This window comes from Pseudomonas sp. LAMO17WK12:I5, assembly GCF_900215165.1.
Lineage (GTDB): Bacteria > Pseudomonadota > Gammaproteobacteria > Pseudomonadales > Pseudomonadaceae > Aquipseudomonas > Aquipseudomonas putida_A.
The window spans coordinates 416,642-440,340 of sequence record NZ_OBDS01000004.1 but is presented as its reverse complement, the minus strand read 5'-3'; the positions used below and the strand labels follow the sequence as shown (position 1 = coordinate 440,340).

The window sequence follows — 23,699 nt, the reverse complement described above, 5'->3', positions numbered from 1 at the left end:
CAACGGATGCATACCCGGCATGGAATCAGGTGCTCAATGACTGACGGTTATGATTGCTATCAGAACGCTATGGCGGAGAGGGTAAATGGGATTTTGAAGACTGAGTTTTTGCTGCATCGCCCCAAAGACCTGGCGGATGCAGTGAAAATGGTGGATGAATCGGTGCAAATCTACAACCGGGAGCGGCCGCACTTATCCCTGAAATACAAAACGCCCGATGCGGTGCATCGGGCGTTTTGAGACTGAAACAGGTGTAAACCTATTTCAGGACTAGACACTGCGATCTTTTATGGCGCCTGTTCCGGCCCCTTCGCGAGCAAGCCCGCTCCCACAGGGTACGTGCCCGCCGCTGATCAAATGTGGGAGCGGGCTTGCTCGCGAAGGCGTCAGCACTGACGACAACTGTCCTCCAGCCCCCAGAAACAACAAAGCCCGCACAAGGCGGGCTCTGGTTTGACTCTGATTCAGACTCAGAAGCGGAACACTTCCATATCCGTGCGAATCGGCGAAGCCATCGGAATCTTCGGCTGCTTCTCTGCATCCGCCGCCGGCGCTGCCGGTTTAGGCGCTGCCTTACGCGGTGCTTCGGCCACCGGAGGCTGGTTGGCCAATGGCTTGAGCGCCACCGACAACTGCTCGGCCAGACGCTGCAACAGAATCCCCTGCGCCTGCACCTGCGAAGCCGTGGTACCGGCATGCAGCTCCTGCAGATGAACGATGCGGTTATCGCGCACCTGACCACGACGGTCGATCAGACGCCATTGTGCATCGAGGATCGCCGGTTGCTTCTCACCGGAGTCCAGACGCGTGATGGTCAGCAATACCTGCACATCCGGGGCAAATCCCAGAGTGGCGGGTGCCAATACCACACGCTGGCTGTCCAGATGACCGGCCACCTGACGCATCAGCAATTGATCGATATCCGACGAAAGGCTGCCCGCCCAGCGACCGTCGGTCGAGGCTTGCAGGCTGCCGTCCGGTTGACGTTGCAGCAAAGTTTCACGTTGCAGGTAATCAGCAATGACTACCGGACCCAACAAAACCGCCATGCCTGTGCTTTGCGCAGGCTGAGCCGGACTTCCGCTGTCCAGCTGATACAGCGACACCGGCTGGTGAACGCTGCAACCCGCCAGGCCCAAAACGCCGGCGAGCAGGAAAATAAGGGGGCGCAGAGCAGTCATCATCCCGTCCAGGTGGCCGCCACAAGGCTGACCACAGTGAAAATACTCAATAAATATGAAGAACGCTCGGCCACGCCGGCGCTTGGAAAGGCCATATCATCCGTGAATATGCGTTCCGACTCCAGCGCCAAAGCGTCGATCTACGCGTTAAATCGTAGATCGACGCCTCTAGATGGGCGTTTTCGCCTAATTGAGGTTTTCGACGAGCAGTGCATCGACCCGCTGGAAGCCACGTGGAAGCTTGTTGCCACGCCGTCCACGCTCACCTTTGTAGTGTTCGAGGTCTTCAGCTTTCAGTTTATACGGACGTTTGCCTGCTTGCAGGATCAAGGTTGCACCCGCGGGAATCACAGCAATGTCCGTGACAAACTCTTCACGGCTGGCGACACGGTCACCCGGTACACCGATGATCTTGTTGCCCTTGCCCTTCGCCAACTGCGGCAAATCGCTGATATTGAAGACCAGCATCCGCCCCTCGCTGGTCACGGCCGCAAGCAAGTCATTCTCGCGATCAGTCACCGGACGCGGCGCGATCACCTTGGCGTTGTTCGGCAAGCTCAACAGGGCTTTACCGGCCTTGTTCTTGGCTTGCAGGTCTTCGCCCTTGACCACGAAACCGTAACCGGCGTCGGAGGCGATCACATACAGCGCATCGTCTTCCGGCATCAGCACGCATTCGAAGGTCGCGCCGGGTGGCGGGGTCAGACGCCCGGTCAACGGTTCGCCCTGGCCACGCGCTGACGGCAACGTATGCGCGGCGACCGAATAGCTGCGGCCAGTGGAGTCAATTACCACGGCAGACTGGTTGGAACGTCCCGCCGCCGAGGTCTTGAAGCCGTCACCCGCCTTGTACGACAGGCCGGTGGCATCAATGTCATGGCCTTTGGCCGAACGGATCCAGCCTTTTTCCGACAGCACGACGGTAACTTTCTCGTTCGGCAGCAGATCGTGTTCGGTCAGCGCTTTCGCTTCAGCACGTTCGACGATCGGCGAACGACGGTCATCGCCATAGGTTTCAGCGTCTTTGAGCAGCTCGGTGCGCACCAGCTTCTTCAGCTTGGCTTCGCTGCCCAGCAGGGCTTGCAGCTTGGCTTGTTCCTTGAGCAGTTCGTCCTGCTCGTCGCGCAGCTTCATCTCTTCCAGACGCGCCAACTGCCGCAGGCGGGTGTCGAGGATGTAGTCGGCCTGGATCTCGCTGAGGGCGAAACGCTCGATCAGCTTGGTTTTCGGGTGTTCCTCGGTGCGGATGATGTGGATCACTTCATCCAGGTTGAGGTAGGCGATCAGCAAACCGTCCAACAGGTGCAGCCGACGCTCGACTTTGTCGAGGCGGAATTGCAGGCGGCGACGCACGGTCAGCACGCGGAATTCCAGCCATTCGACCAGCAATGCACGCAGGTTCTTCAACTGCGGCTTGCCATCCAGACCGATGATGTTGACGTTGACCCGGTAGGTCGACTCCAGCTCGGTGCTGGCGAACAGGTGCTGCATCAGCGCTTCGTGATCGACGCGACTGTTGACCGGAATGATCACGATGCGACACGGGTTTTCGTGGTCGGATTCATCACGCAGGTCAGCGATCTGCGGTGCTTTCGACGGCTTGGCCTGCATCAGCGCGGCGATCTGCTCCAGCACTTTGGCCCCGGAGACCTGGTGCGGCAGCGCGGTGACGATGATGTCGCCGTCCTCGACGTGGTACACGGCGCGCATACGTACCGAGCCCTTGCCGGTTTCGTACATTTTCAGCAGGTCGGCACGCGGCGTAATGATTTCCGCTTCGGTCGGATAGTCCGGGCCTTGAATGTGTTCGCAGAGCTGTTCGACCGTGGCTTTCGGCTCATCGAGCAAGCGCACGCAGGCAGTGGCGACTTCGCGCAGATTGTGCGGCGGCACGTCGGTGGCCATACCGACAGCGATGCCGGTGGTGCCGTTGAGCAGGATGTTCGGCAAACGTGCCGGCAACACCAGTGGTTCCTGCAAGGTACCGTCGAAGTTCGGGCCCCAGTCAGCGGTGCCCTGGCCCAGTTCGCTGAGCAGCACTTCGGAATAGCGCGACAGGCGTGCTTCGGTGTAACGCATGGCGGCGAAGGACTTCGGATCGTCCGGCGCACCCCAGTTGCCCTGGCCGTCGACCAGCGTGTAGCGATAGCTGAACGGCTGGGCCATCAACACCATCGCTTCGTAACACGCCGAATCGCCGTGCGGATGGAACTTGCCGAGCACGTCACCGACGGTACGCGCCGATTTCTTGTGCTTGGAATCGGCGTCCAGCCCCAGCTCGCTCATCGCATAAATGATGCGCCGCTGTACCGGTTTCAGGCCGTCGCCGATATGCGGCAGGGCACGGTCCATGATCACGTACATGGAGTAGTTGAGGTAGGCATTTTCGGTGAAGTCAGCCAGCGATCGGCGTTCTACACCGTCCAGGCTGAGATCAAGGGAGTCGCTCATGCGGGCCTCATCGGTTCGTTGTCTGGCGCAGCAGCATGGTGCCACCGCGCTGGGTAAATTCAAGTTTGTTCAGGGCGCTCATGCCGAGCAGCACCTGATCGCCATGCAGCCCCGGCGCCACCAGCGCGCGGACGTCCCGCAGCACGATGTCGCCCAGTTGCAGGCGGTCGATCTTTGTCCGGTAGCCCTGGCTCAGGCCGTTGGCCGTGCTCAGGGTCACACCGAAACCCTCTTCCAGTTTCAAGCGCTTGGCCAGATCCGCCGGGATCGCCACATCGGTCGCGCCGGTGTCGAGCATGAACTCCACCGGCTCACCGTTGATCTGACCGCTGGCGACAAAATGCCCTTGGGCGTTGCCGGCCAGCTTCACTTCGATCACGCCGCCATGCTGCTCGGACGTGACCACCACATTCGGATTCTGCTGACGTTCTTCCCACTGGCCGAAAAACCGCGTGGCCAGAAACAGCCCCGCGCACCAGGCCAGAATCATCAACACCCGGCCGGCGCGCTTGCCCGGCGGTTGCTGACTCACGGTTTGGCGCTCCAGCCACCTTCAGGCGCGGCGAAGCGCCAGACGATCGGCCTTACCTCACCGTCGGCGCGGGGGCCGAAATTATTGTCGACGCCGACCCACGCACCCTCAGCGTCAACGATCAATGCTTCTTCCAACCCGAAGTTCTGCGCGTAACGGCGGTTGGCCTGCAACAATTCAGCGGCGTACGACCAGCAACGCTCGACCTTGGCGGTCTGCGCATCGCGCCGACAAATCTGGAAGGCGTTGCGCTCAAGGGTAAACAATTTGCCGTTGAACAACGAAAGGTCGGAAAAGTCGCGGTCGACCGCTTTGGCGTGCGGGAACTGCGGCGGCTGCATCTCCTTGCCGCCCTCGCTGAGCTGCACGCAACGACCGTCGCAATCCCACACCGTCTGCTGACGCTTGATCAGCAGCAAGCCGCGGTTTTGCCGTTCGCCGGCCAGCCACATCTGATCGCCCGCCGGGTTGATCGCCAGACCTTCGAAGATCGCATTGAAATGCAGGAGCATGCCACTGGCCCGCGCTTCGCGAACCATCATCGGCGAAATCTTCAGCCAGTTGACCGGGCCGCTGACGGGCACCTGCAAGACCGCCGCGTGGCCCTCGCTGACAATGTAGCGATTGCCGGCGCTGTCGCAACTGATGCCTTCGAAATCGAGGTCGCCACCGCGCACGAACGACGCGGCCCAATTGCGCGAGCGCAATCCCCACGGCAAACCGGTCTCCGGCACCAGCGGCACGTCGATGTGCAAGGCCTCGGCCTGCCAGACCTGATCGGCGGTATTGAGCCGATAGATCTGATCGTCATCGCGGTCCGACACCGTCCACAACTCGCTGCCACACATGGCCAGTCCCGACAGGTTACCGCCACGCATGCCTTCGACCGGGTGTTCGGAGAGCACGCGCAATTCCTGCAGCGGCTCCGCCGACACGCTCATCGGACTCAGCAGCAACGCACCCGCCAAGGCCCAGCCAAACCGCATCAGGCCAGCACCTCGGCCAGGTTGCCCTTGGATTCGAGCCAGGTCTTGCGGTCACCGGCGCGTTTCTTCGCCAGCAACATGTCCATCATTTCCGAGGTTTCGGCGAAATCCTCGCCCAGCGTCAGTTGCACCAGGCGCCGTGTGTTCGGGTCCATGGTGGTTTCACGCAGTTGCGGCGGGTTCATTTCACCCAGACCTTTGAATCGGGTGACCTGCGGTTTGCCGCGTTTCTTCTCGGCCACCAGACGGTCGAGAATCCCGTCGCGCTCGGCTTCGTCGAGGGCGTAGTAGATCTCTTTGCCGAGGTCGATGCGGTACAGCGGCGGCATCGCTACGTAGACGTGACCGGCATCCACCAGCGGGCGGAAATGCTGGACGAACAACGCGCACAGCAGCGTCGCGATGTGCAGACCGTCGGAGTCGGCGTCGGCGAGGATGCAGATCTTGCCGTAGCGCAGTTGACTCATGTCTGCCGCGCCCGGATCGACCCCGATGGCCACGGCGATGTTGTGCACTTCCTGGCTGGCCAGCACTTCGCTGCCATCGACTTCCCAGGTGTTGAGGATCTTGCCGCGCAACGGCAGGATCGCCTGGAATTCCTTGTCCCGCGCTTGCTTGGCGGAACCGCCGGCGGAATCACCTTCGACCAGGAACAGCTCGGACCGCATCGGATCCTGCCCGGCGCAGTCAGCCAGTTTGCCCGGTAACGCAGGGCCCTGGGTGACGCGCTTGCGCTCGACTTTCTTGCTCGCTTTCAGGCGGCGACCGGCGTTGTTGATCGCCAGTTCGGCCAGCGCCAGACCGGTTTCCGGGTTGGCGTTGAGCCACAGGCTGAATGCATCTTTCACGACGCCGGAAACGAACGCCGCCGCTTCACGGGACGACAGACGCTCTTTGGTCTGGCCGGAGAATTGCGGTTCCTGCATCTTCATCGACAGCACGAAAGCGATGCGCTCCCAGACATCTTCCGGCGCCAGCTTCACGCCGCGCGGCAGCAGGCTGCGGAATTCGCAGAACTCGCGCATCGCGTCGAGCAGGCCCTGACGCAGACCGTTGACGTGGGTCCCGCCCTGCGCCGTCGGGATCAGGTTGACGTAGCTTTCCTGCACCGCGTCGCCACCTTCCGGCAGCCACAGCAGCGCCCAATCCACCGCTTCTTTATTACCGGCGAGGCTGCCGCAGAATGGCTCGTCCGGCAGGCGTTCGAATTCGCTGACCGCGTCCACCAGATAGGAGCGCAGGCCGTCTTCGTAATGCCATTCGACTTTCTCGCCGGTGCCCTTGTCTTCGAAGCTGACCAACAGCCCCGGGCACAGCACAGCCTTGGCCTTGAGCACGTGCTTGAGGCGGCTGATGGAGAATTTCGGTGAATCGAAGTATTTCGGATCCGGCGCGAAGTACACGCTGGTGCCGGTGTTGCGCTTGCCGACGGTGCCGACGATTTCCAGCTCGGTGGCCTTGAAGCCATCCTTGAAGGTCATCTGGTATTCGTTGCCGTCACGCTTCACGCGCACCCGGACTTCGGTCGACAAGGCGTTGACCACGGAAATACCCACCCCGTGCAGACCGCCGGAGAACTGGTAGTTCTTGTTGGAAAACTTGCCGCCCGCATGCAGCTTGGTGAGGATCAGCTCGACACCTGACACACCCTCTTCCGGGTGAATGTCGACCGGCATGCCGCGACCGTCGTCACTGACTTCGAGCGAGTGATCGGCGTGCAGAATGACCTGCACCGATTTGGCGTGGCCGGCCAGGGCTTCGTCGACACTGTTGTCGATGACTTCCTGGGCGAGGTGGTTCGGCCGACTGGTGTCGGTGTACATGCCGGGGCGTTTGCGCACCGGGTCGAGGCCCGAGAGGACTTCGATGGCGTCGGCGTTATAAGAGCTAGCGCTGGGAGTGGCCATAGGGTCTCGTCGTCAGTGATTCAATGAAAAAGGGGCAAGACTTCACAGTGCGGTGAAATCGATTGCCTGATACAAATCGGCGCCAATGCCGGCAAAACTCAACAACGCCGGTAATTGTTCGGCAAAACCCTGGTAACCATGGTCGCCGCCGGCCTGAATGCGCAAGGCGCAGGCCCGGTAATACTGCTGGGCGAGGCGATAATCCAGTGTTTCATCGCCGGTCTGCAACCACACCTGATAACGCTGTGCATCCACGGGTGCCGGCACTTCCAGCTCGGCCAGGGCCGTCACATGGTCGTGGGTCAATTCCCAGGTCTCATCGGTATACAGGTTTTTCTGTGTGCCCAGGTAGCCGTCGAACATCCGGTGCGGGCTGACCGCCGGGTTGACCAGCAGGGCTTTCAAGCCGTGGCGCTCAGCCAGGTGAGTCGCATAGTAGCCGCCGAGTGAGCTTCCCACCAGCAACGGCCGGCCCAGCTCGGCAATCGCCTGCTGCAACTGACCGATGGCTTCACGCGGGTGGTGATGCAGCGCCGGGACACGCAATTGGTCGCTCAAACCCAGCCGTTCCATCACCTCGACCAGCTGACAGGCCTTTTTCGAGGCCGGCGCGCTGTTGAAACCGTGGATATAGAGGATCGAACCGGACATTTGAGCTCCCTGGGTGTCGGCGAAAGATAGCGGAGTTTACAGGGAGAAAGCCCCTCACCCTAGCCCTCTCCCGGAGGGAGAGGGGACTGAATGGGGGATATTCAAGAGCTACACCGACTTGAGCGAGTTTCGGCGAATCCATAATCGACACATTCTTTCAGGTCGATGGATAATGCCAGACACCTCGGTCAGCTCCCTCTCCCTCCGGGAGAGGGCTGGGGTGAGGGGCTCTTGATCGAAATCAGTAGCCTTCGGAGCCGTAATCGACGGTGAATTGGAAGTCGGTAACGCGCTCGACGCCAGTTTCCAGCCGCCCGTCTGGCAGCAGCCGCAACCAGCGATAGCCCGGCGCCTGTTCGCCGACCTTGAAGTCGTGACTGCCGGGCTCGAACTGAATGCAGGTCGATGGCGAGGCCATCAGCCGTACGCCGTTGCGTTCGCGGTCGATCTCCTGATGCACATGCCCCCACAGCACCGCGCGAGCCTGAGGAAAACGATCGAGCACTTCGAAGAATGCTTCGGGATTGCGCAAACCGATCGGCTCCATCCACGGGCAGCCGATCGACACTGGATGATGGTGGAAACACACCAGATGATGGCGCTCCGGGGCTTCACTCAATGAACGCGCCAGCAGCTGCAACTGATCGTCCTGCAGATAGCCCGGTACAGAACCCGGCACCGCCGAATCGAGCAAGGTCACGCGCCAGTTGCCGACATCGACCACTGACTCCAGCAATGCACTTTGCACCGCGGCCTGAGCCATGATTTGCGGCTCATCGTGATTGCCGGGAATCCAGCGCGCCGGCGCATCGATCTGCGCCGTCATCTCACGAAACTGTTGATACGACTCCAGAGTGCCATCCTGGGAAAGGTCCCCCGTGGCCAGAATCAAGTCGATCCGAGGTTGCTGCCTGAGCACCAGTTCGATGACCTTTTGCAGGCTCTCGCGGGTGTTCATGCCCAGCAGTGTGCCGCCCGCCTCGGCGAACAGATGACTGTCGGATAACTGCACCAGCAACGCCGGATCGGCGGTGGTCAATGTGGATACGCTCGGCAAGGCGTTCTCCCAGGGCAAAAGCACGGAATCGGTTGAGTGCCGCAATTATGCTGGGGGATGACGCAAAGGGGAAACCGGCGAACCGGACGCAGTTCACAACTAGCGTACGACTTCGTACTCGTGCCCCAGGGCCAGACAATGGCTCAGCCATTCCCCCAGGAACAGATTGAGCTGGGCCTTTTCATCCGGCTGATGCATCGCGGCGTTCGGGTAAGGATAGATGCCGCGAAAGCGTCGTGCATGTTCGGCGCTGATCACCTCGGCCATGCGCGCGTCGTGATAGACCTGCACTTCCAGTTGCGGCACCGGCAGCCACGGCAAACTGTGTTCCTGACGCACCTGCAAAGTGGTGGTGTACGGGCAAGTCTGCAGCACTTCGAGGGCCAGCACGCCGAGCATCTGCTCGCCCTGGGTCACGGCGATCCGCCGCGCCTCGGGGTCGTTGCGCATGTCCGGCACCAGTCGCATCAGGCGCGCGTAGTTGGCCTCGCAGGCGGCTTGCAGCCCGGCGAGGTCGACTCGATAGCGATCGCGCAGCTTGTTTACGACCATAACCCCCTCACTTCGGCGCGGTTCAGCGCCAGCCATTGCAAGGCGATGATGCTCGCCGCGTTGGCAATGCGTCCGTCACGGACGGCCTGCAAGGCATCTTCAAAGGCCCAGACCGTGACGCGGATGTCTTCTGCTTCTTCCTCCAGCCCATGCAGGCCGCCTACGCCTTCGGTGCTGCAGTGCCCCAGGTACAAATGCACGAATTCGTTGCTGCCGCCCGGCGACGGAAAATATTTGGTCATCGGCCACAGGGCCTTGATGTCCAGCCCAGCTTCCTCCTGCGCCTCGCGGTGAGCAACTTCTTCCGGCACTTCGGCCTTGTCGATCAGACCGGCGACCAGCTCAACCAGCCACGGGTTGTCGGTCTTGCCCATGGCACCGACGCGAAACTGCTCGAGCAGCACCACTTCATCGCGCTTTGGGTCGTAAGGCAGCAGGCACACGGCATCGTGACGCACGAAGACTTCGCGGTTGATCTCGCGGCTCATGCCCCCGGCGAACAGCTCATGGCGCAGGTGCAAACGGTCGAGCTTGTAGAAGCCCTCGTAGCAGCGCTCGCGCTTTACGACATCGACGGTGGCCGGAGTGGCGTTGGCAAAATCTGTCATGAGCATCCTCTCTTGCTGCAAATCCAATACGAGGCTGCTTTTGGTTACTGGCGGCCTCGACTTCGCGCCATCCTAACGCGCCCGCGATGATTGATGCAGCCCCTTTACCGTCAGCGGGATGGACGGTGGAGGCGAAACCCACTCTAATTAGCTTAGTGGCGAACTGACTGCTTCGGCGAGAGTCGAAGCGGATAACTTTTTGCCTTCCCCTGTTTCAGAAAGGACGCCCATGTCGCTTTTCAAAATTGCCTCCGTGGCCGCCATCGCCCTGACCCTGGGCGCCTGCGCCAACCTGTTCCAGCCCAACTACCGCACGCCGCTGGAAACCACCCGCGATGCGTCGGAAACCCTGAAACCCGGCTGTTCCAACCCGGACTGCCCGCTGGTGAATATCGATACCGTGCACTTCGCGGCCGAGCCTGCGCTGGACGGCATTATCGAAAAACGCCTGCTGCAAATGACCCGCACCGAGCAAAACGCAGCGGTAGCGCCAACCCTGGCCGCCTATCGTGATCAATTCCTGCGCAACGCCGGCCCGCGCAACAGCAGCTATTTGCAGGCCAAGGTACGCGAGCAGCATGACGGCTTGGTGATCATCGAACTGTCGAGCTACCTCGACACCGGCGGCGCCCATGGCACGCCGGGTCGCGGCTTCATCAACTACTCGCGCCAGCAGCATAAAGTGCTGAACCTGTCGGACATGTTGCTGCCGGGTCAGGAAGAGGCGTTCTGGAAAGCGGCGCAAGTGGCGCACAACAGCTGGCTGATCAGCACCAAGCTCGATCAGGAAGCGGATTTCGTGAAGAGCTGGCCGTTCGTCAAAACCCCGAACGTGGCGCTGACCTACGGTGGCGTGATCCTCAAGTACGACGTGAGCACCATCGCGCCTTACGCGCTGGGCCACGTCGAACTGAAGATCCCTTACCCGCGTCTGAACGGCATTCTCAAACCCGAGCTGTTTCCGGGCCGTAACTGAACGCCCGACCGAGCACCAGTTGCAACAGCCCTGCCAGCACCAGTGCCGGCAGGGTCGCGCCGACATCCGGATACAGATTCGCCAGCAAGTGGTAGGTGCTGATCCCGCCCAGCCACGCCAGCAGCGCCGGCCAGCGCAATGCGGCTGACGCCACCTGAGCGCTGCGCTTGCGCAGGATGAAGTGATCCACCAGCACCACGCCGAACAGCGGCGCAAACACCGAGCCGATCAGCAACAGGAAGTTCTGGTACTGCGCCAATGGCGCCAGCAGTGCAATCAGGGTGCAGATCACGCCGATGGCCAAGGCCAGATGCTCGACTTTCAAGCGCAACAGAATCCCGCTCGACACCGCTGCCGAATGAATGTCGGCGAAAGCGTTTTCCGACTCATCCAGCAGAATCAGCAACAGCGGAATGCCCAGACCGGCCCCGGCCAGTGCCAGCAGTAACGCATTGACTTCACCACTCGGCGCAAACGCCAGGGTGTAGGCCACGCCGAGGCTCATCAACCAGAAATTGCCGATGAAGAAACCGATGGCGGTGCCGCCGAACACGTTCTTCGCACGCTTGCCGAAACGCGAGTAATCGGCGATCAGCGGCAGCCACGACAACGGCATGGCGATGGCAATGTCGAAGCCCACGGCGAACGGCATCGAACCGTCCCCGGCACGCGCCCAGAGTGCCGCCAGATCAGCCTTGGCGAACAGATTCCAGGTCAGCCAGATGCACGCGGCGAGGATCAGCCAGATACCCCATTTACGCAGGATCTTGCGCACGAACGTCAGCGGCCCGCTGACCGCGAGCAAAGTCGCCAGTGCGCCGAAGCACAAGGTCCAGAGCATCGGGCTGGCCCACAGCGAACCTTCGCTGAACGCACGGCTGCCGAGCAGGCTGGCAGCGTCACGCATGACGATGATTTCGAACGAGCCCCAACCGATCAGTTGCAGCAGGTTGAGCAGCGCCGGCAGGCTTGCGCCTTTGTGGCCGAGGCTCAGTTTCAGTGCGGCCATCGACGACAGACCGGTGTCGCTGCCGATCACGCCGACAGCGGCCAACAGCAGCACGCCAACCAGCGTGCCGAGGAAAATCGCCAGCAGCGAACCGGAAAGGCCCAGACCCGGCGCGAGCAAGGCACCGGTTTGTAATACCATCAGGCCGATGCCGAGGGAAAACCACAGGGAAAACAGATCGCGACCGCCGAATACTCGCTTGTCGGCGGGTACGGCGAGGTCGGGGGAATAAGTGCCGGGTTGAATGCTCAAGGTGTTATCTCAGAGGAGTATTTTTGTCATTGAGATCCCTGGCGCCTGTTCTGACGTCTTCGCGAGCAAGCCCGCTCCCACACTGGATCGCCTGTGAACACAAGTTTCGTGAACAGCTGGATTCAAATGTGGGAGCGGGCTTGCTCGCGAAGGGGCCAGCACAGACACCGCAGACTTCAGGTCAGATCAAACCTTCTTGTACAGCTGACTGCCTTCCTTCTTGAACCGCTCGGCCTGCTCCGCAAGACCCTGGGCGACGTCCACGTCGACCGCGTCGATCCGCTGGTTGGCCGCGTATTCACGGACTTCCTGAGTGATCTTCATCGAGCAGAATTTCGGCCCGCACATCGAACAGAAGTGCGCGACCTTGGCCGAGTCTTTCGGCAGGGTTTCGTCGTGATACGAACGCGCGGTGTCCGGGTCCAGACCGAGGTTGAACTGGTCTTCCCAGCGGAACTCGAAACGCGCCTTGCTCAGGGCGTTGTCACGAATCTGCGCGCCCGGATGCCCTTTGGCCAAGTCCGCCGCATGCGCCGCGATCTTGTAGGTGATGATCCCGGTCTTCACGTCATCCTTGTTCGGCAAGCCGAGGTGTTCCTTCGGCGTCACGTAGCAGAGCATGGCGCAACCGAACCAGCCGATCATCGCCGCACCGATACCCGAGGTGATGTGGTCGTAACCCGGCGCGATGTCGGTGGTCAGCGGGCCGAGGGTGTAGAACGGCGCCTCGTCACAGCACTCCAGCTGCTTGTCCATGTTCTCTTTGATCAACTGCATCGGCACGTGGCCCGGGCCTTCGATCATGCACTGCACGTCGTGTTTCCAGGCGATCTTGGTCAGCTCGCCGAGGGTTTCCAGTTCGCCGAATTGCGCTTCGTCGTTGGCGTCGGCAATCGAGCCCGGACGCAGGCCGTCGCCCAGCGAGAAGCTGACGTCGTAGGCCTTCATGATTTCGCAGATTTCGTCGAAGTGGGTGTAGAGGAAGTTCTCTTTGTGGTGCGCCAGGCACCACTTGGCCATGATCGAACCGCCACGGGAAACGATGCCGGTCACGCGCTTGGCGGTCAGCGGCACGTAGCGCAGCAGCACGCCGGCGTGGATGGTGAAGTAGTCGACGCCCTGCTCGGCCTGTTCGATCAGCGTGTCGCGGAACAGCTCCCAGGTCAGGTCTTCAGCAACGCCGTTGACCTTCTCCAGCGCTTGATAGATTGGCACGGTACCGATCGGCACCGGCGAGTTGCGGATGATCCACTCGCGGGTTTCGTGAATGTGTTTGCCGGTGGACAGGTCCATCACCGTGTCCGAACCCCAGCGAATGCCCCAGGTCAGTTTCGCCACTTCTTCTTCGATGGACGAACCCAGGGCGCTGTTGCCGATGTTGCCGTTGATCTTCACCAGGAAGTTACGGCCGATGATCATCGGTTCCAGTTCGACGTGGTTGATGTTGGCCGGAATGATCGCGCGACCACGGGCGATTTCTTCGCGGACGAATTCAGCGGTGATTTCTTTCGGGATGCTCGCGCCGAAGCTGTGGCCGGCGTGTTGCTGATTCAACAGGCCAGCGGCGCGGGCTTCTTGCAGCTTCATGTTTTCGCGGATGGCGACGTATTCCATCTCGGCGGTGATGATGCCTTTGCGCGCGTAGTGCATCTGGCTGACGTTGGCCCCGGCCTTGGCCCGGCGCGGGTTGTTGACGTGAGCGAAACGCAGTTTGGTCAGTTCAGGGTCGGCGAGGCGCTCCTGGCCGAAATTGGAACTCAGGCCAGGCAAACGCTCGGTGTCGCCACGGTCGTCGATCCACGCCGAACGCACGTCGCCCAGACCTTTGCGCACGTCGATCACCACGTTCGGATCGGTGTACGGGCCGGAGGTGTCGTAGACGGTGACCGGCGCGTTGATTTCGCCACCGAAATCGGTCGGCGTCACATCGAGGGTGATTTCGCGCATCGGCACGCGGATGTCCGGGCGCGAGCCCTGAACGTAGACTTTTTGCGAACGGGTGAACGGCTGAACCGACTGTTCATCGACCTTGGCCGAGTCACTCAGGTTGATCGCGTTTTTTGCTTTTGTAGTCATCACGGGCTCTCCAGACAGCATCCAGGCAAATGGATTGTCGGAGCAGAACCTGAAAGGCACGGACGCACCAGGACTGGTGCTGTGCATCGTCGTCGAGCGTTCGATTGTCGAACAATATCCCGGACGAAGCACAAGAGGACTCGCCGGGTGACGAGAAATCTTGTTCCCTACGCAGGCGCTAACCTGATCAGGTTCAACGGGATCCGAAATTATTCGATCTCAGCCTCATAGCAAGGCACCCCGACAAGAACCCGGCCAGTCTAGACACAACCGGCAAAGAACGCCAACACCGCGGCAAACACCATGATGAATGGCGCAATTACCGGGACTTGCAGGATTGTTGCCGCACGATTGCGCAACTACACTCGCTGTGCCCTGCGCGCCTTGACGCTGCCGGGGCCGCGCCGTAGCCTTGGCGCGCACATTATTTCCGTAATATTTTTGCTAGGGATCGCCTCATGCTGCGCAAACTTTCACTGGCTCTTGCCGTGTCTTGTGCGTCCAACGCAATGGCCTGGGCAGCAGAAGCGCCCTTGTCGACCAAGACCGATCTGGTCAGCGTCTATCAGGAAGCCGTCGACAACAACGCCGATCTGGCCGCCGCCCGCGCCCAGTACGGCGCCCAGAAAGAAGTGGTGCCGCAGGCCCGCGCGGGGTTGCTGCCTAACCTGTCCGGCGGCGCCGAAGTGGCGGACGTGCGCACCTCGATCGACCAGCCTTCAGCCATTGCCAATCGCAGCGCGCATTCCTATCAGGCGACCCTCGCCCAGCCGTTGTTCCGCGCCGACCGCTGGTTCCAGTATCAGGCTGCCAAGGACGTCAACGAACAAGCCGCCCTGCAACTCTCGGCCACCGAACAGAACCTGATTCTGCAATCGGCTGAAAGCTACTTCAACGTGCTGCGCAGTCAGGACAACCTGGCCTCGACCAAGGCTGAAGAAGCCGCGTTCAAGCGTCAGCTCGACCAGTCCAACGAGCGTTTCGATGTCGGCCTGTCGGACAAGACCGATGTCCTGCAATCGCAGGCCAGTTACGACACCGCGCGCGCCAACCGTATCGTTGCGCAGCGTCAGGTTGACGATGCGTTCGAAGCGCTGATCACCCTGACCAACCGTCAGTACAACTCGATTCAGGGCATCGTCCACACGTTGCCGATCCTGCCGCCGGCGCCAAACGACGCCAAGGCCTGGGTCGACACGGCGGGCAAGCAGAACCTCAATCTGCTGGCGAGCAACTTTGCGGTCAGCTCCGCCGAACAGACCCTCAAACAGCGCAAGGCCGGTCACCTGCCGACCCTCGATGCCGTGGCCAAATACGAAAAGGGTGACAACGACGCCCTCGGTTTCGCCAACCCGAACGCCTTCGGTACGCCGTACAGTGGCAACGTCGAGCAAAGCACCCTGGGCCTGCAACTGAACATTCCGATCTACAGCGGCGGGCTGACCAGTTCGCAAGTGCGCCAGTCCTATGCGCAACTGGATCAGAGCGAGCAACAGCGCGAATCTCTGCGCCGGCAAGTGGTGGAAAACACCCGCAACCTGCACCGCGCGGTGAACACCGATGTCGAGCAGGTACAGGCGCGCCGCCAGTCGATCATCTCCAACCAGAGCGCGGTGGAAGCCACGGAAATCGGTTATCAGGTCGGTACGCGCAACATTGTCGACGTGCTCGACGCCCAGCGTCAGCTGTACACCTCGGTGCGCAACTACAACAACACCCGTTACGACTACATTCTCGACAACCTGCGCTTGAAGCAGGCGGCAGGAACGTTGAATCCGGGTGACTTGCAAGACCTGGCGCGCTATCTGAAGGCCGACTACAACCCGGACAAGGACTTCTTGCCACCGGATCTGGCCAAGGCAGCCGAAGCGCAACTCAAGGCGCGCCCCTAAACAATCTGGAAAATCCCCTGTGGCGAGGGGATTTATCCCCGATGGGGTGCGTAGCAGCCCCAAAACCATTCACCGCGGTGATTCAGTCTGATATGGCAAGCAGGGTTAACGACTGCTGCGCAGCCGATCGGGGATAAATCCCCTCACCACAATAAATGTTCCGGGCGACTATTTGATCAACCGGCCCAGCCCATCCAGCAACCGCTGCAACGCCCCCTGATTACGGCGCATCACCGCCAGCCCCGCCTCGGCCATGCGCTGGGCATCGCGCGGCAATTCGAACAGACGCTGCACTTCCACCGCCAGCCCTTCGGCATCATCCACTTCGGCCAGCGCGCCGGCTTCGCGCAACTGCGCGGCGATGTCGAGGAAGTTGAACAGGTGCGGGCCGCTGAGCACCGGTTTGGCCAAGGCCGCCGGCTCCAGCAGATTGTGCCCGCCGTTGGGCACCAGGCTGCCGCCGACGAAAGCACTGTCAGCCAGCGCGTAGAGAAACAGCAGCTCGCCCATGGTGTCGCCGAGCAGCACTGAAGTGTCCGCTTCGACGTTGGCACCGGTGGAACGGCGCACCGTGGCAAAGCCTTCACGCTGGCACAACTCGAACACCGAGTTGAAGCGCTCGGGATGGCGCGGCACCAGAATCAGCAGCGCATTCGGGTAGTTCGCCAACAGCCGGCGATGGGCGTCGAGCACCACTTCGTCTTCGCCTTCGTGGGTACTCGCAGCGATCCACACCGGGCGCTCCAGCGCCTGCCATTGGCCGCGCAACTCATGGGCGCGCTGCAGCAGTTGCGGGTCGATGGTCAGGTCGAACTTGATCGAGCCAGTGACCTCGACCGTCTGCGGACGCGCGCCGAGATCGCGGAAGCGCTGGGCTTCGGCCTCGGTCTGCACCGCGAAAAAACTCATTTCAGCGAGCATCGGCGCGGTCAGCTTGCTGAAGCGGCCATAGCCTCGGGCCGAGCGCTCGGACAATCGCCCGTTGGCCAGCGCCACCGGAATCCCACGCTTGGCGCACTGATGGATGTGGTTGGGCCAGAGTTCGGTTTCCATGATCACCGCCAGTTTCGGTTTGGCGTGATCAAGAAAACGCGCCGCTGCGCACGGCAAGTCGTAGGGCAGATAACAATGCTGGATGCGCGGTTCGCCGGCGAACAACGCCTGAATCCGTTCCGATCCGGTCGGCGTCATGCAGGTCACGGTGATCGGCAGCTGTGGATAACGCTGCAGCAAGGCGCGAATCATCGGCGCGGCGGCAATGCTTTCGCCCACAGACACCGCGTGCACCCAGATCCCGCCGGGTTGCAGTCGCGGCATCCCGTAAGAGAAGCGCTCACCAATCCGCTTGGCATACGCCGGGGCCTTGCGCGAGCGCAGCCACAGCCGAATCGCCACCAATGGCAGCCCCAGGTAAAACAGCGCGGTGTAGAGAGTTCTATTCATGGCGGCGGAGTTTATCGACTTTTGTCGCCAATCGCCCGCAAGTGCACGGCAAAACGTTCAGCCAGCCAGCGCGCAGCCGGGCCGAGGGGTTCATCCCGGCGCCAGACCAGCTCCACCACCAACGCCGGCGGGGTCCATTCGCTGTCCAGTTCGACCATCAACCCCTGATAGGCCGAATACTGCACCACATGCCGGGGCAGCCAGGCCCAGCCCAGATCCCGCACCAGCCATTCGGCCATCACATAGAAACTGTCAGCGCGCCACACCTGCGGACTGGCCGGTTCGTTGCCGGGGTAGACGCTGGTTTGCGTCGACATCAGCAATTGCCGATGCTGCGCCAGTTGCTGGCAAGTGACGTAGGACTGCGTTGCCAGCGGATGGTTGATCCCGCAGACGGTGACCATTTCCACCCGGCCCAATACCCGACGCTCCAGCGCTTCGGGAATTTCGTCGTGATAGAACAGCAGGCCCAGATCAGCGCGACGCTCGACCAGTTTGCGTGCGACTTCACCCTGGGCGGCGCTGGTCAGTTGCACTTCGAGGCTGGGAAATTGCTCGGCCAGCGCATCGAAGCTTTCCACCAGTGCCTGATACGGCATGGCTTCATCCTGAGCCACCCGAAGCTGCGCTTCCTGACCGCGCATCATCGCCATCGCCCGACCATTGAGGCGCTCGCATTGGCGCAGCACTTCCCGGGCTTCTTCGAGCAAGGCTTCGCCCGCTTCGGTGAGCCTGGGTGAGCGACCACTGCTACGCTCGAACAGGCTGACGCCCAAATCGTCCTCCAGCATGGCAATCGCACTGCTGATCGCCGACTGCGCCTTGCGTTGCTGGCGCGCCACGGCAGAAAACGAGCGCTGTTCGGCGACGCTGACGAAGGCGCGCAATTGTTCCAGATTCCACAGGGTATTCATGCTGCATCCCATCTTAAAAACAGATAGGTAATGACTTTACCCCATCTGGCGAGCGACTAGAATGCCGCCTCAGCAAGCAAGGTTTTACATGAGGATCTACACATGAACGCCTACGCCTTTCTGGCCATCGCCATTTGCGCCGAAGTGATCGCCACCGTTTCGATGAAAGCGGTCAAAGGCTTGAGCACCCCGCTGCCGCTGATTCTGGTGATCGTCGGCTACGGGATCGCCTTCTGGATGCTGACGCTGGTGGTGCGCACTGTGCCGGTGGGAGTCGCCTACGCCGTGTGGGCGGGCATGGGCATCGTCATGGTCAGCGTCGCAGCGCTGTTCATTTATGGGCAGAAGCTGGACGTGCCGGCGATGCTCGGAATGGCGCTGATCGTGCTCGGCGTGGTGGTCATCCAGCTGTTCTCCAAGACTGCCGGGCACTGATTTGCAGTAACGCAAATCCCCTGTGGGAGCGGGCTTGCTCGCGAAGGCGGTGTGGCAACAACATTTCTGTTAACTGACACACCGCATTCGCGAGCAAGCCCGCTCCCACATTTGGTTTTGCATCTGCCCTGTTGATCATCGACAAATCCCGCTCTTTCCCGAGTCTGTATACTGCGCCCTCGTCTTGAACACTGAGGTCGTTGCATGCCATCCGTTATTTCCACCGACGTTCTGATTGTCGGCGCTGGTGTCGCCGGCCTCTGGCTGAACGCGCGTCTGCGCCGTCAGGGTTTTTCGACCGTGCTGGTGGAAAGTGCCAGCCTCGGTGGCGGGCAGAGTGTGAAGTCCCAGGGCATCATTCACGGCGGCGCCAAATATGCGTTGCACGGTGCGCTGACCGGCGCCTCGGAAGCCATCGCCGACATGCCGCGCCGCTGGCGTGAAGCGCTGGCCGGCAACGGCGAGCTGGACCTGTCCGGCGTGCGCCTGTTGTCCGAAGCGCATTACCTGTGGTCGCCCGGCACACTCGCCGGCAACCTCACCAGTTTCTTCGCCAGCAAGGCCGTGCGTGGCCGGGTCGATCAGGTCAAGGGCGATCAACTGCCGCCGGCCCTGCAAGACAAGCGCTTCAAGGGCAAGGTCTATCGCCTCGCCGAACTGGTGGTTGACGTGCCGAGCCTGATCCAGCGCCTGGCCGATTTGGCCGGTGACGGTCTACTCGCCGGGCAAACCATCGAGCCGCTGCTGGAAGCCGGTGTGCTGGTCGGCCTGAAGGTCGACGGTCGCGAAATCCACGCCCAGCGCATCGTCCTCAGTGCCGGTGCCGGCACTGCCCGGTTGCTGGAAGACCTGGGCCTGACCCATCCGCAGATGCAACGCCGGCCGTTGCACATGATCATCGCCAAAGGCCCGGGCCTCAAACCGTTGTACGCCCATTGCCTGGGCGGCGGCACCAAACCGCGCATCACCGTGACCACGCACCCGGCCGCTGACGGCAACTGGGTCTGGTACCTGGGCGGCGACATTGCCGAAAGCGAAGGCGTGGCCCGCGAACCTGCCGAGCAGATCGCCACCGCGCAGAAAGAGCTCGGCCAGTTGCTGCCATGGATCGATCTGAGCCAGGTGCAATGGGCGACCTTGCGCGTGGATCGCGCCGAGCCGCTGCAAACCGGCCTGAGCCGTCCGGACAACGCCTTCCTCGCCGAGGAGGGTCGCCTGCTGGTGGGCTGGCCGACCAAACTCGCACTGGCGCCGGACTTCGCCGACCGGGTCATCGCTGCGCTGGAGCGCGACGGCATTCAGCCACAAGCCGCCGAACCTTTGCCGGCGTTGCCAAAACCACCGATGGGCGTTCCAGCCTGGGAGCAACTGCTGCCATGACTATCGCGAACCTGCACGACCTCCACCGCCCACTGGGCAGCACCGGCCTGACGGTCTCGCCGCTGGGCCTGGGCACGGTCAAACTGGGCCGCGACCAAGGGGTGAAATACCCCAACGGTTTTCAGATTCCCGATGACGATGCCGCGCGCATGCTGCTCAGGCAGGCACGCGAATTGGGCATCAACCTGATCGACACCGCCCCGGCCTACGGTCGCAGCGAAGAACGCCTCGGCCCGTTGTTGCGCGGCCAGCGGCAGGACTGGGTAATCGTCAGCAAGGTCGGTGAAGAGTTTGCCGACGGCCTGTCGCGCCATGACTTCAGTGCGGCGCATACGCGGATGTCGGTCGAGCGTAGCCTGCAACGTCTTGAAACCGATTTTATCGACCTGGTGCTGGTGCACTCCGACGGCAACGATCTGGCGATCCTTGAGCGCGAAGAGGTCTACGCCACCCTCGCTGCACTCAAGGCCGAGGGCAAGATTCGCGGTTTCGGCTTCTCCGGCAAAACGGTCGAGGGCGGACTCAAGGCGCTGGAGCAAGGGGACTGCGCGATGGTCACCTACAATCTGAACGAACAGAACGAGAAGGCAGTCATTGACTATGCTGCTGCCCACGGCAAAGCCATTCTGGTGAAAAAAGCCCTGGCCAGCGGCCATGTATGCCTGAGTCCGGGCGTGGATCCGGTGCGCGCCAGCTTCGAGTTGTTGTTCCAGCAGCCCGGCGTGGCCAGTGCTATTGTCGGGACGATCAATCCGCTGCACCTCGCCCATAACGTTGCGACCGTTGCCCAGGTCCTCCGTGGTCACTGACGCCGCCCCGCGGCCTTAAGCAGGAGCCGACATGCCGCGCACGCTCATCAGAAAGAACCCGAGCAACTTCAAGACGCTGCCGCTGTTCGTCGAGGCCACGCCCGAAGGCCTGACGTATCAGAGCGTCGGCATGCCGCTGAATTTCGCCCAGACCCTGCAGCGGCGCAAACCGGTGAGCGTGGCGGATGCCGAGCGCTTTGCGGTGGAACTGGCCAACCTCGGGGTCTCTGTGCGCCTGACCCTGCACTGGCAGAATCGCGATTACTGGGTGCTGGTGCGCCAGCGTCGGCAGGATCGTGGGGATGTCGTGCTCAAGCTGATTTCCGGTTACGTGCCTGCTCAAGAACTGAACATCCCGCTGCACACGGCGATTCAGGAAATTGCCGAAGAGTGCCTGCTGGAAACCCCGGAAGGCTGGCTCGGCGGACGCTTCAACGACACCTGGCTACCCGCACCCTACGCCTCCGCCCTGCATTATCGCGAGGCCCTGCCGTTTCGCCTGACGCCGCAGTCCGGCTCGGCGCGGCCGGTGCGCTGCGCCAATCTGCAATTGCTCGAACGACCACGGGCCTACGTGCATCTGCCGACCGCATCGCTGCAACTGATCTACGACTTGCGCCTGGACGTGCCCAAGGAAGCCAAATCCCTGAGTCTGTTTCACGTCGATGAACGCCTGGAAGGTGATCAACTGGTGGCGCGACTGGACCGCAAGCGCCCGGATTTGTACCTGATGCCGTTGCAGGACGGCGAACCGCTGGCCGAGCTGTATACCTTGAAGAAAGGTCAGCTGTCTCCGGCGGGCACGCGCGGTTTGTATCTGGCCGAAAGTTTTGCCAGACAGGATGGCTGGCTGGTGCGTGACGAGCGGATTCGCTGGAAGGACTGGTTACGCCAACAAGGCCTGACCCCGCCGGAGAAACCCACGGGACTGGCGCGGTTGCGCGGCAAGGCCAGGCAATTGCTGAAGAAGATCGTACCGCGCAAGAAAGTCAGTTCCTGAAAAGCAAAAGATCGCCGCCTGCGGCAGCTCCTACAGGGAAACGCATTCCAATGTAGGCGCTGTCGCAGGCGGCGATCTTTTTAGCTTGAATCAGTTACCGCGGATTTTCTCCACGATCGCAGTGGTCGAGCTGTTTTCCACCAGACCCAGCACTTTCACCGTGCCGCCGTAAGCCTTGACGATATCGGCACCAACAACCTGGTCGATACCGTAATCACCGCCCTTGACCAGCACATCCGGCTTGACCTCGCGCAGCAGGTTTTCCGGGGTGCCTTCCGGGAAACTGATCACCCAGTCCACCGCACCGAGGCCGGCGAGTACCGCCATGCGTCGGTCGACACTGTTGATCGGACGTCCCGGCCCCTTCAGGCGGCTGACGGAGGCGTCATCGTTGATCGCCACGATCAGACGGTCGCCCTGGGCGCGCGCCTGCTCGAGGTAGGTCACGTGCCCGGCATGCAGAATGTCGAAGCAGCCGTTGGTGAAGACGATGCGCTCGTTATGCGCACGGGCATCGGCCACTGCCAGCACCAGCTGTTCCAGACCCAGCACCCCACGCTCCGAACCTTCTTCACGCTGAATCGCGCGGCGCAGTTCCGGGGCGCTGATCGCCGCAGTACCGAGTTTGCCGACCACGATGCCCGCCGCCAGATTGGCCAGCGCCACCGCGTGCGGCAGTTCTTCACCGGCAGCGATCGCCGCCGCCAGGGTGGAAATCACCGTGTCGCCAGCACCGGTCACGTCGAACACTTCGCGGGCACGGGCCGGCAAGTGCAGCGCCGGATGCTCCGGACGCAACAGGGTCATGCCGTGTTCACCACGGGTGACCAGCAGCGCACCGAGCTCGAGATCGTGCATCAGGGTCGCGCCCTTGCTCACCAGTTCGTGCTCATCGGCGCAACCGCCGACGATGGCTTCGAATTCGCTGAGGTTCGGCGTGATCAGGCTCGCACCACGGTAGATCGAAAAATCCTTGCCTTTGGGATCGGCCAGCACCGGAATGCCTTTGGCACGGGCCGCCTGAATCAGGGCCTGATGGTTTTTCAGCGCGCCTTTGCCGTAGTCCGACAGCACCAGCACCTTGATGCCTTCGAGCAGATCATCGACCTGCGAGGCCAGGGCCAGCGCATCGGTGGCAAACGGTTCTTCAAAGTCGATACGCAGCAACTGCTGGTGCCGGCTCATGACCCGCAGTTTGACGATGGTCGGCTGATGCGCAATGCGCTGGAACAGGGCACGCACGCCCGCGCCCTTGAGACTGTTGCTCAGGCTGTCGGCGGCTTCGTCGTCGCCGGTCACACCGACCAGTGACGCCGGCGCGCCCAGCGCGGCAATGTTCAAGGCAACGTTGGCAGCACCGCCCGGGCGGTCTTCGATTTGCTCGACTTTTACGACCGGTACCGGTGCCTCAGGGGAAATCCGTGAGGTTCCACCATGCCAGTAACGGTCGAGCATGACATCGCCGACCACCAAGACTGGGGCTTGATCGAATCGCGGCATGGACAACTTCATGGAGCAACCCACATACAAAATGAACAGGGGCGCGATATTAACACAGGGTTGGCGCAGGCTTGCGTGCAGCCTGCAA

At 61.7% G+C, this 23,699-nt stretch carries 21 protein-coding genes and 1 riboswitch; of the genes, 7 read left to right on the top strand and 14 right to left on the bottom strand.

What is annotated here, in order from left to right; translation table 11 throughout:
- The coding region (locus CRO59_RS09730; RefSeq protein ID WP_143503136.1) for an integrase core domain-containing protein at window positions 1–240 on the top strand (240 nt) is incomplete at its 5' end.
- A gap of 230 nt (window positions 241–470) precedes the next feature.
- On the opposite strand, the gene CRO59_RS09725 is transcribed toward CRO59_RS09730, so the two are convergent.
- The 9 genes from CRO59_RS09725 to CRO59_RS09685 form a co-directional block, all read right to left on the bottom strand.
- Window positions 471–1,181 (bottom strand): membrane integrity-associated transporter subunit PqiC, encoded by a 711-nt coding sequence (locus CRO59_RS09725; protein WP_095138104.1) that lies wholly within the window; start codon window positions 1,179–1,181, stop codon window positions 471–473.
- A gap of 186 nt (window positions 1,182–1,367) precedes the next feature.
- Entirely contained in the window at window positions 1,368–3,632 is a 2,265-nt protein-coding gene (gene parC / locus CRO59_RS09720; RefSeq protein WP_097087101.1) for a DNA topoisomerase IV subunit A, read from the bottom strand.
- Window positions 3,633–3,639: 7 nt separating this feature from the next.
- Window positions 3,640–4,164, bottom strand: coding sequence for a TIGR02281 family clan AA aspartic protease (locus tag CRO59_RS09715; protein WP_027611396.1), 525 nt, complete (start codon window positions 4,162–4,164; stop codon window positions 3,640–3,642).
- Entirely contained in the window at window positions 4,161–5,150 is a 990-nt protein-coding gene (locus CRO59_RS09710; protein ID WP_097087099.1) for an esterase-like activity of phytase family protein, read from the bottom strand. Before CRO59_RS09710 ends, CRO59_RS09715 begins: the two co-directional genes overlap by 4 nt.
- A complete protein-coding gene (parE, locus tag CRO59_RS09705; RefSeq protein ID WP_095138100.1) occupies window positions 5,150–7,057 on the bottom strand; it encodes a DNA topoisomerase IV subunit B in 1,908 nt (635 codons plus the stop codon). Before parE ends, CRO59_RS09710 begins: the two co-directional genes overlap by 1 nt.
- Before the next feature lie 42 nt (window positions 7,058–7,099).
- The gene (locus CRO59_RS09700) at window positions 7,100–7,708 is read right to left on the bottom strand and encodes a YqiA/YcfP family alpha/beta fold hydrolase (protein WP_096794752.1); all 609 of its coding nucleotides are present in this window, start codon (window positions 7,706–7,708) and stop codon (window positions 7,100–7,102) included.
- Window positions 7,709–7,949: 241 nt separating this feature from the next.
- Window positions 7,950–8,765 (bottom strand): 3',5'-cyclic-AMP phosphodiesterase, encoded by an 816-nt coding sequence (gene cpdA / locus CRO59_RS09695; protein WP_097087097.1) that lies wholly within the window; start codon window positions 8,763–8,765, stop codon window positions 7,950–7,952.
- A 99-nt stretch (window positions 8,766–8,864) separates the two neighbouring features.
- Window positions 8,865–9,317, bottom strand: coding sequence for a DUF1249 domain-containing protein (locus CRO59_RS09690; protein ID WP_007967395.1), 453 nt, complete (start codon window positions 9,315–9,317; stop codon window positions 8,865–8,867).
- Complete coding sequence (locus tag CRO59_RS09685; protein WP_027611392.1) at window positions 9,308–9,925, bottom strand: NUDIX domain-containing protein; 618 nt, start codon at window positions 9,923–9,925, stop codon at window positions 9,308–9,310. Before CRO59_RS09685 ends, CRO59_RS09690 begins: the two co-directional genes overlap by 10 nt.
- A gap of 229 nt (window positions 9,926–10,154) precedes the next feature.
- On the opposite strand from CRO59_RS09685, the gene CRO59_RS09680 reads away from it, so the two are divergent.
- A complete protein-coding gene (locus tag CRO59_RS09680; protein WP_027611391.1) occupies window positions 10,155–10,901 on the top strand; it encodes an RsiV family protein in 747 nt (248 codons plus the stop codon).
- Here CRO59_RS09680 and cytX read toward each other — a convergent pair.
- Window positions 10,870–12,162, bottom strand: coding sequence for a putative hydroxymethylpyrimidine transporter CytX (cytX, locus tag CRO59_RS09675; RefSeq protein ID WP_097087096.1), 1,293 nt, complete (start codon window positions 12,160–12,162; stop codon window positions 10,870–10,872). The genes CRO59_RS09680 and cytX overlap by 32 nt on opposite strands.
- A 186-nt stretch (window positions 12,163–12,348) precedes the next feature.
- Window positions 12,349–14,238 carry a phosphomethylpyrimidine synthase ThiC gene (gene thiC, locus CRO59_RS09670; RefSeq protein WP_095138094.1) on the bottom strand — a complete coding sequence of 630 codons (1,890 nt, stop codon included), beginning with the start codon at window positions 14,236–14,238 and terminating at the stop codon, window positions 12,349–12,351.
- Between the two features lie 147 nt (window positions 14,239–14,385).
- Window positions 14,386–14,491: riboswitch (TPP riboswitch) on the bottom strand.
- A gap of 205 nt (window positions 14,492–14,696) precedes the next feature.
- Here thiC and CRO59_RS09665 point away from each other — a divergent pair.
- Complete coding sequence (locus tag CRO59_RS09665) at window positions 14,697–16,130, top strand: TolC family outer membrane protein (RefSeq protein ID WP_097087093.1); 1,434 nt, start codon at window positions 14,697–14,699, stop codon at window positions 16,128–16,130.
- Between the two features lie 168 nt (window positions 16,131–16,298).
- Here the strand turns inward: CRO59_RS09665 and waaA are convergent, their stop codons facing one another.
- Both waaA and CRO59_RS09655 read right to left on the bottom strand, forming a co-directional pair.
- Window positions 16,299–17,573: a lipid IV(A) 3-deoxy-D-manno-octulosonic acid transferase gene (waaA, locus tag CRO59_RS09660; protein ID WP_097087091.1), complete on the bottom strand. Its 1,275-nt coding sequence runs from the start codon at window positions 17,571–17,573 to the stop codon at window positions 16,299–16,301.
- Window positions 17,574–17,584: 11 nt separating this feature from the next.
- Entirely contained in the window at window positions 17,585–18,487 is a 903-nt protein-coding gene (locus CRO59_RS09655; protein ID WP_096794744.1) for a LysR family transcriptional regulator, read from the bottom strand.
- A gap of 102 nt (window positions 18,488–18,589) precedes the next feature.
- On the opposite strand from CRO59_RS09655, the gene CRO59_RS09650 reads away from it, so the two are divergent.
- The 4 genes from CRO59_RS09650 (at window position 18,590) to CRO59_RS09635 (ending at window position 22,111) form a co-directional block, all read left to right on the top strand.
- Entirely contained in the window at window positions 18,590–18,922 is a 333-nt protein-coding gene (locus CRO59_RS09650; protein ID WP_003221050.1) for a multidrug efflux SMR transporter, read from the top strand.
- A 204-nt stretch (window positions 18,923–19,126) separates the two neighbouring features.
- Window positions 19,127–20,302, top strand: a complete 1,176-nt coding sequence (locus CRO59_RS09645) for an FAD-binding oxidoreductase (protein WP_097087089.1) — start codon at window positions 19,127–19,129, stop codon at window positions 20,300–20,302.
- Window positions 20,299–21,111: an aldo/keto reductase gene (locus tag CRO59_RS09640; protein WP_097087087.1), complete on the top strand. Its 813-nt coding sequence runs from the start codon at window positions 20,299–20,301 to the stop codon at window positions 21,109–21,111. Before CRO59_RS09645 ends, CRO59_RS09640 begins: the two co-directional genes overlap by 4 nt.
- A gap of 31 nt (window positions 21,112–21,142) precedes the next feature.
- Window positions 21,143–22,111: a hypothetical protein gene (locus CRO59_RS09635; protein WP_027611383.1), complete on the top strand. Its 969-nt coding sequence runs from the start codon at window positions 21,143–21,145 to the stop codon at window positions 22,109–22,111.
- 90 nt (window positions 22,112–22,201) lie between these two features.
- Here CRO59_RS09635 and hldE read toward each other — a convergent pair whose 3' ends face one another.
- Window positions 22,202–23,623 carry a bifunctional D-glycero-beta-D-manno-heptose-7-phosphate kinase/D-glycero-beta-D-manno-heptose 1-phosphate adenylyltransferase HldE gene (gene hldE / locus CRO59_RS09630; protein WP_003221042.1) on the bottom strand — a complete coding sequence of 474 codons (1,422 nt, stop codon included), beginning with the start codon at window positions 23,621–23,623 and terminating at the stop codon, window positions 22,202–22,204.
- Window positions 23,624–23,699: the final 76 nt, after the last annotated feature.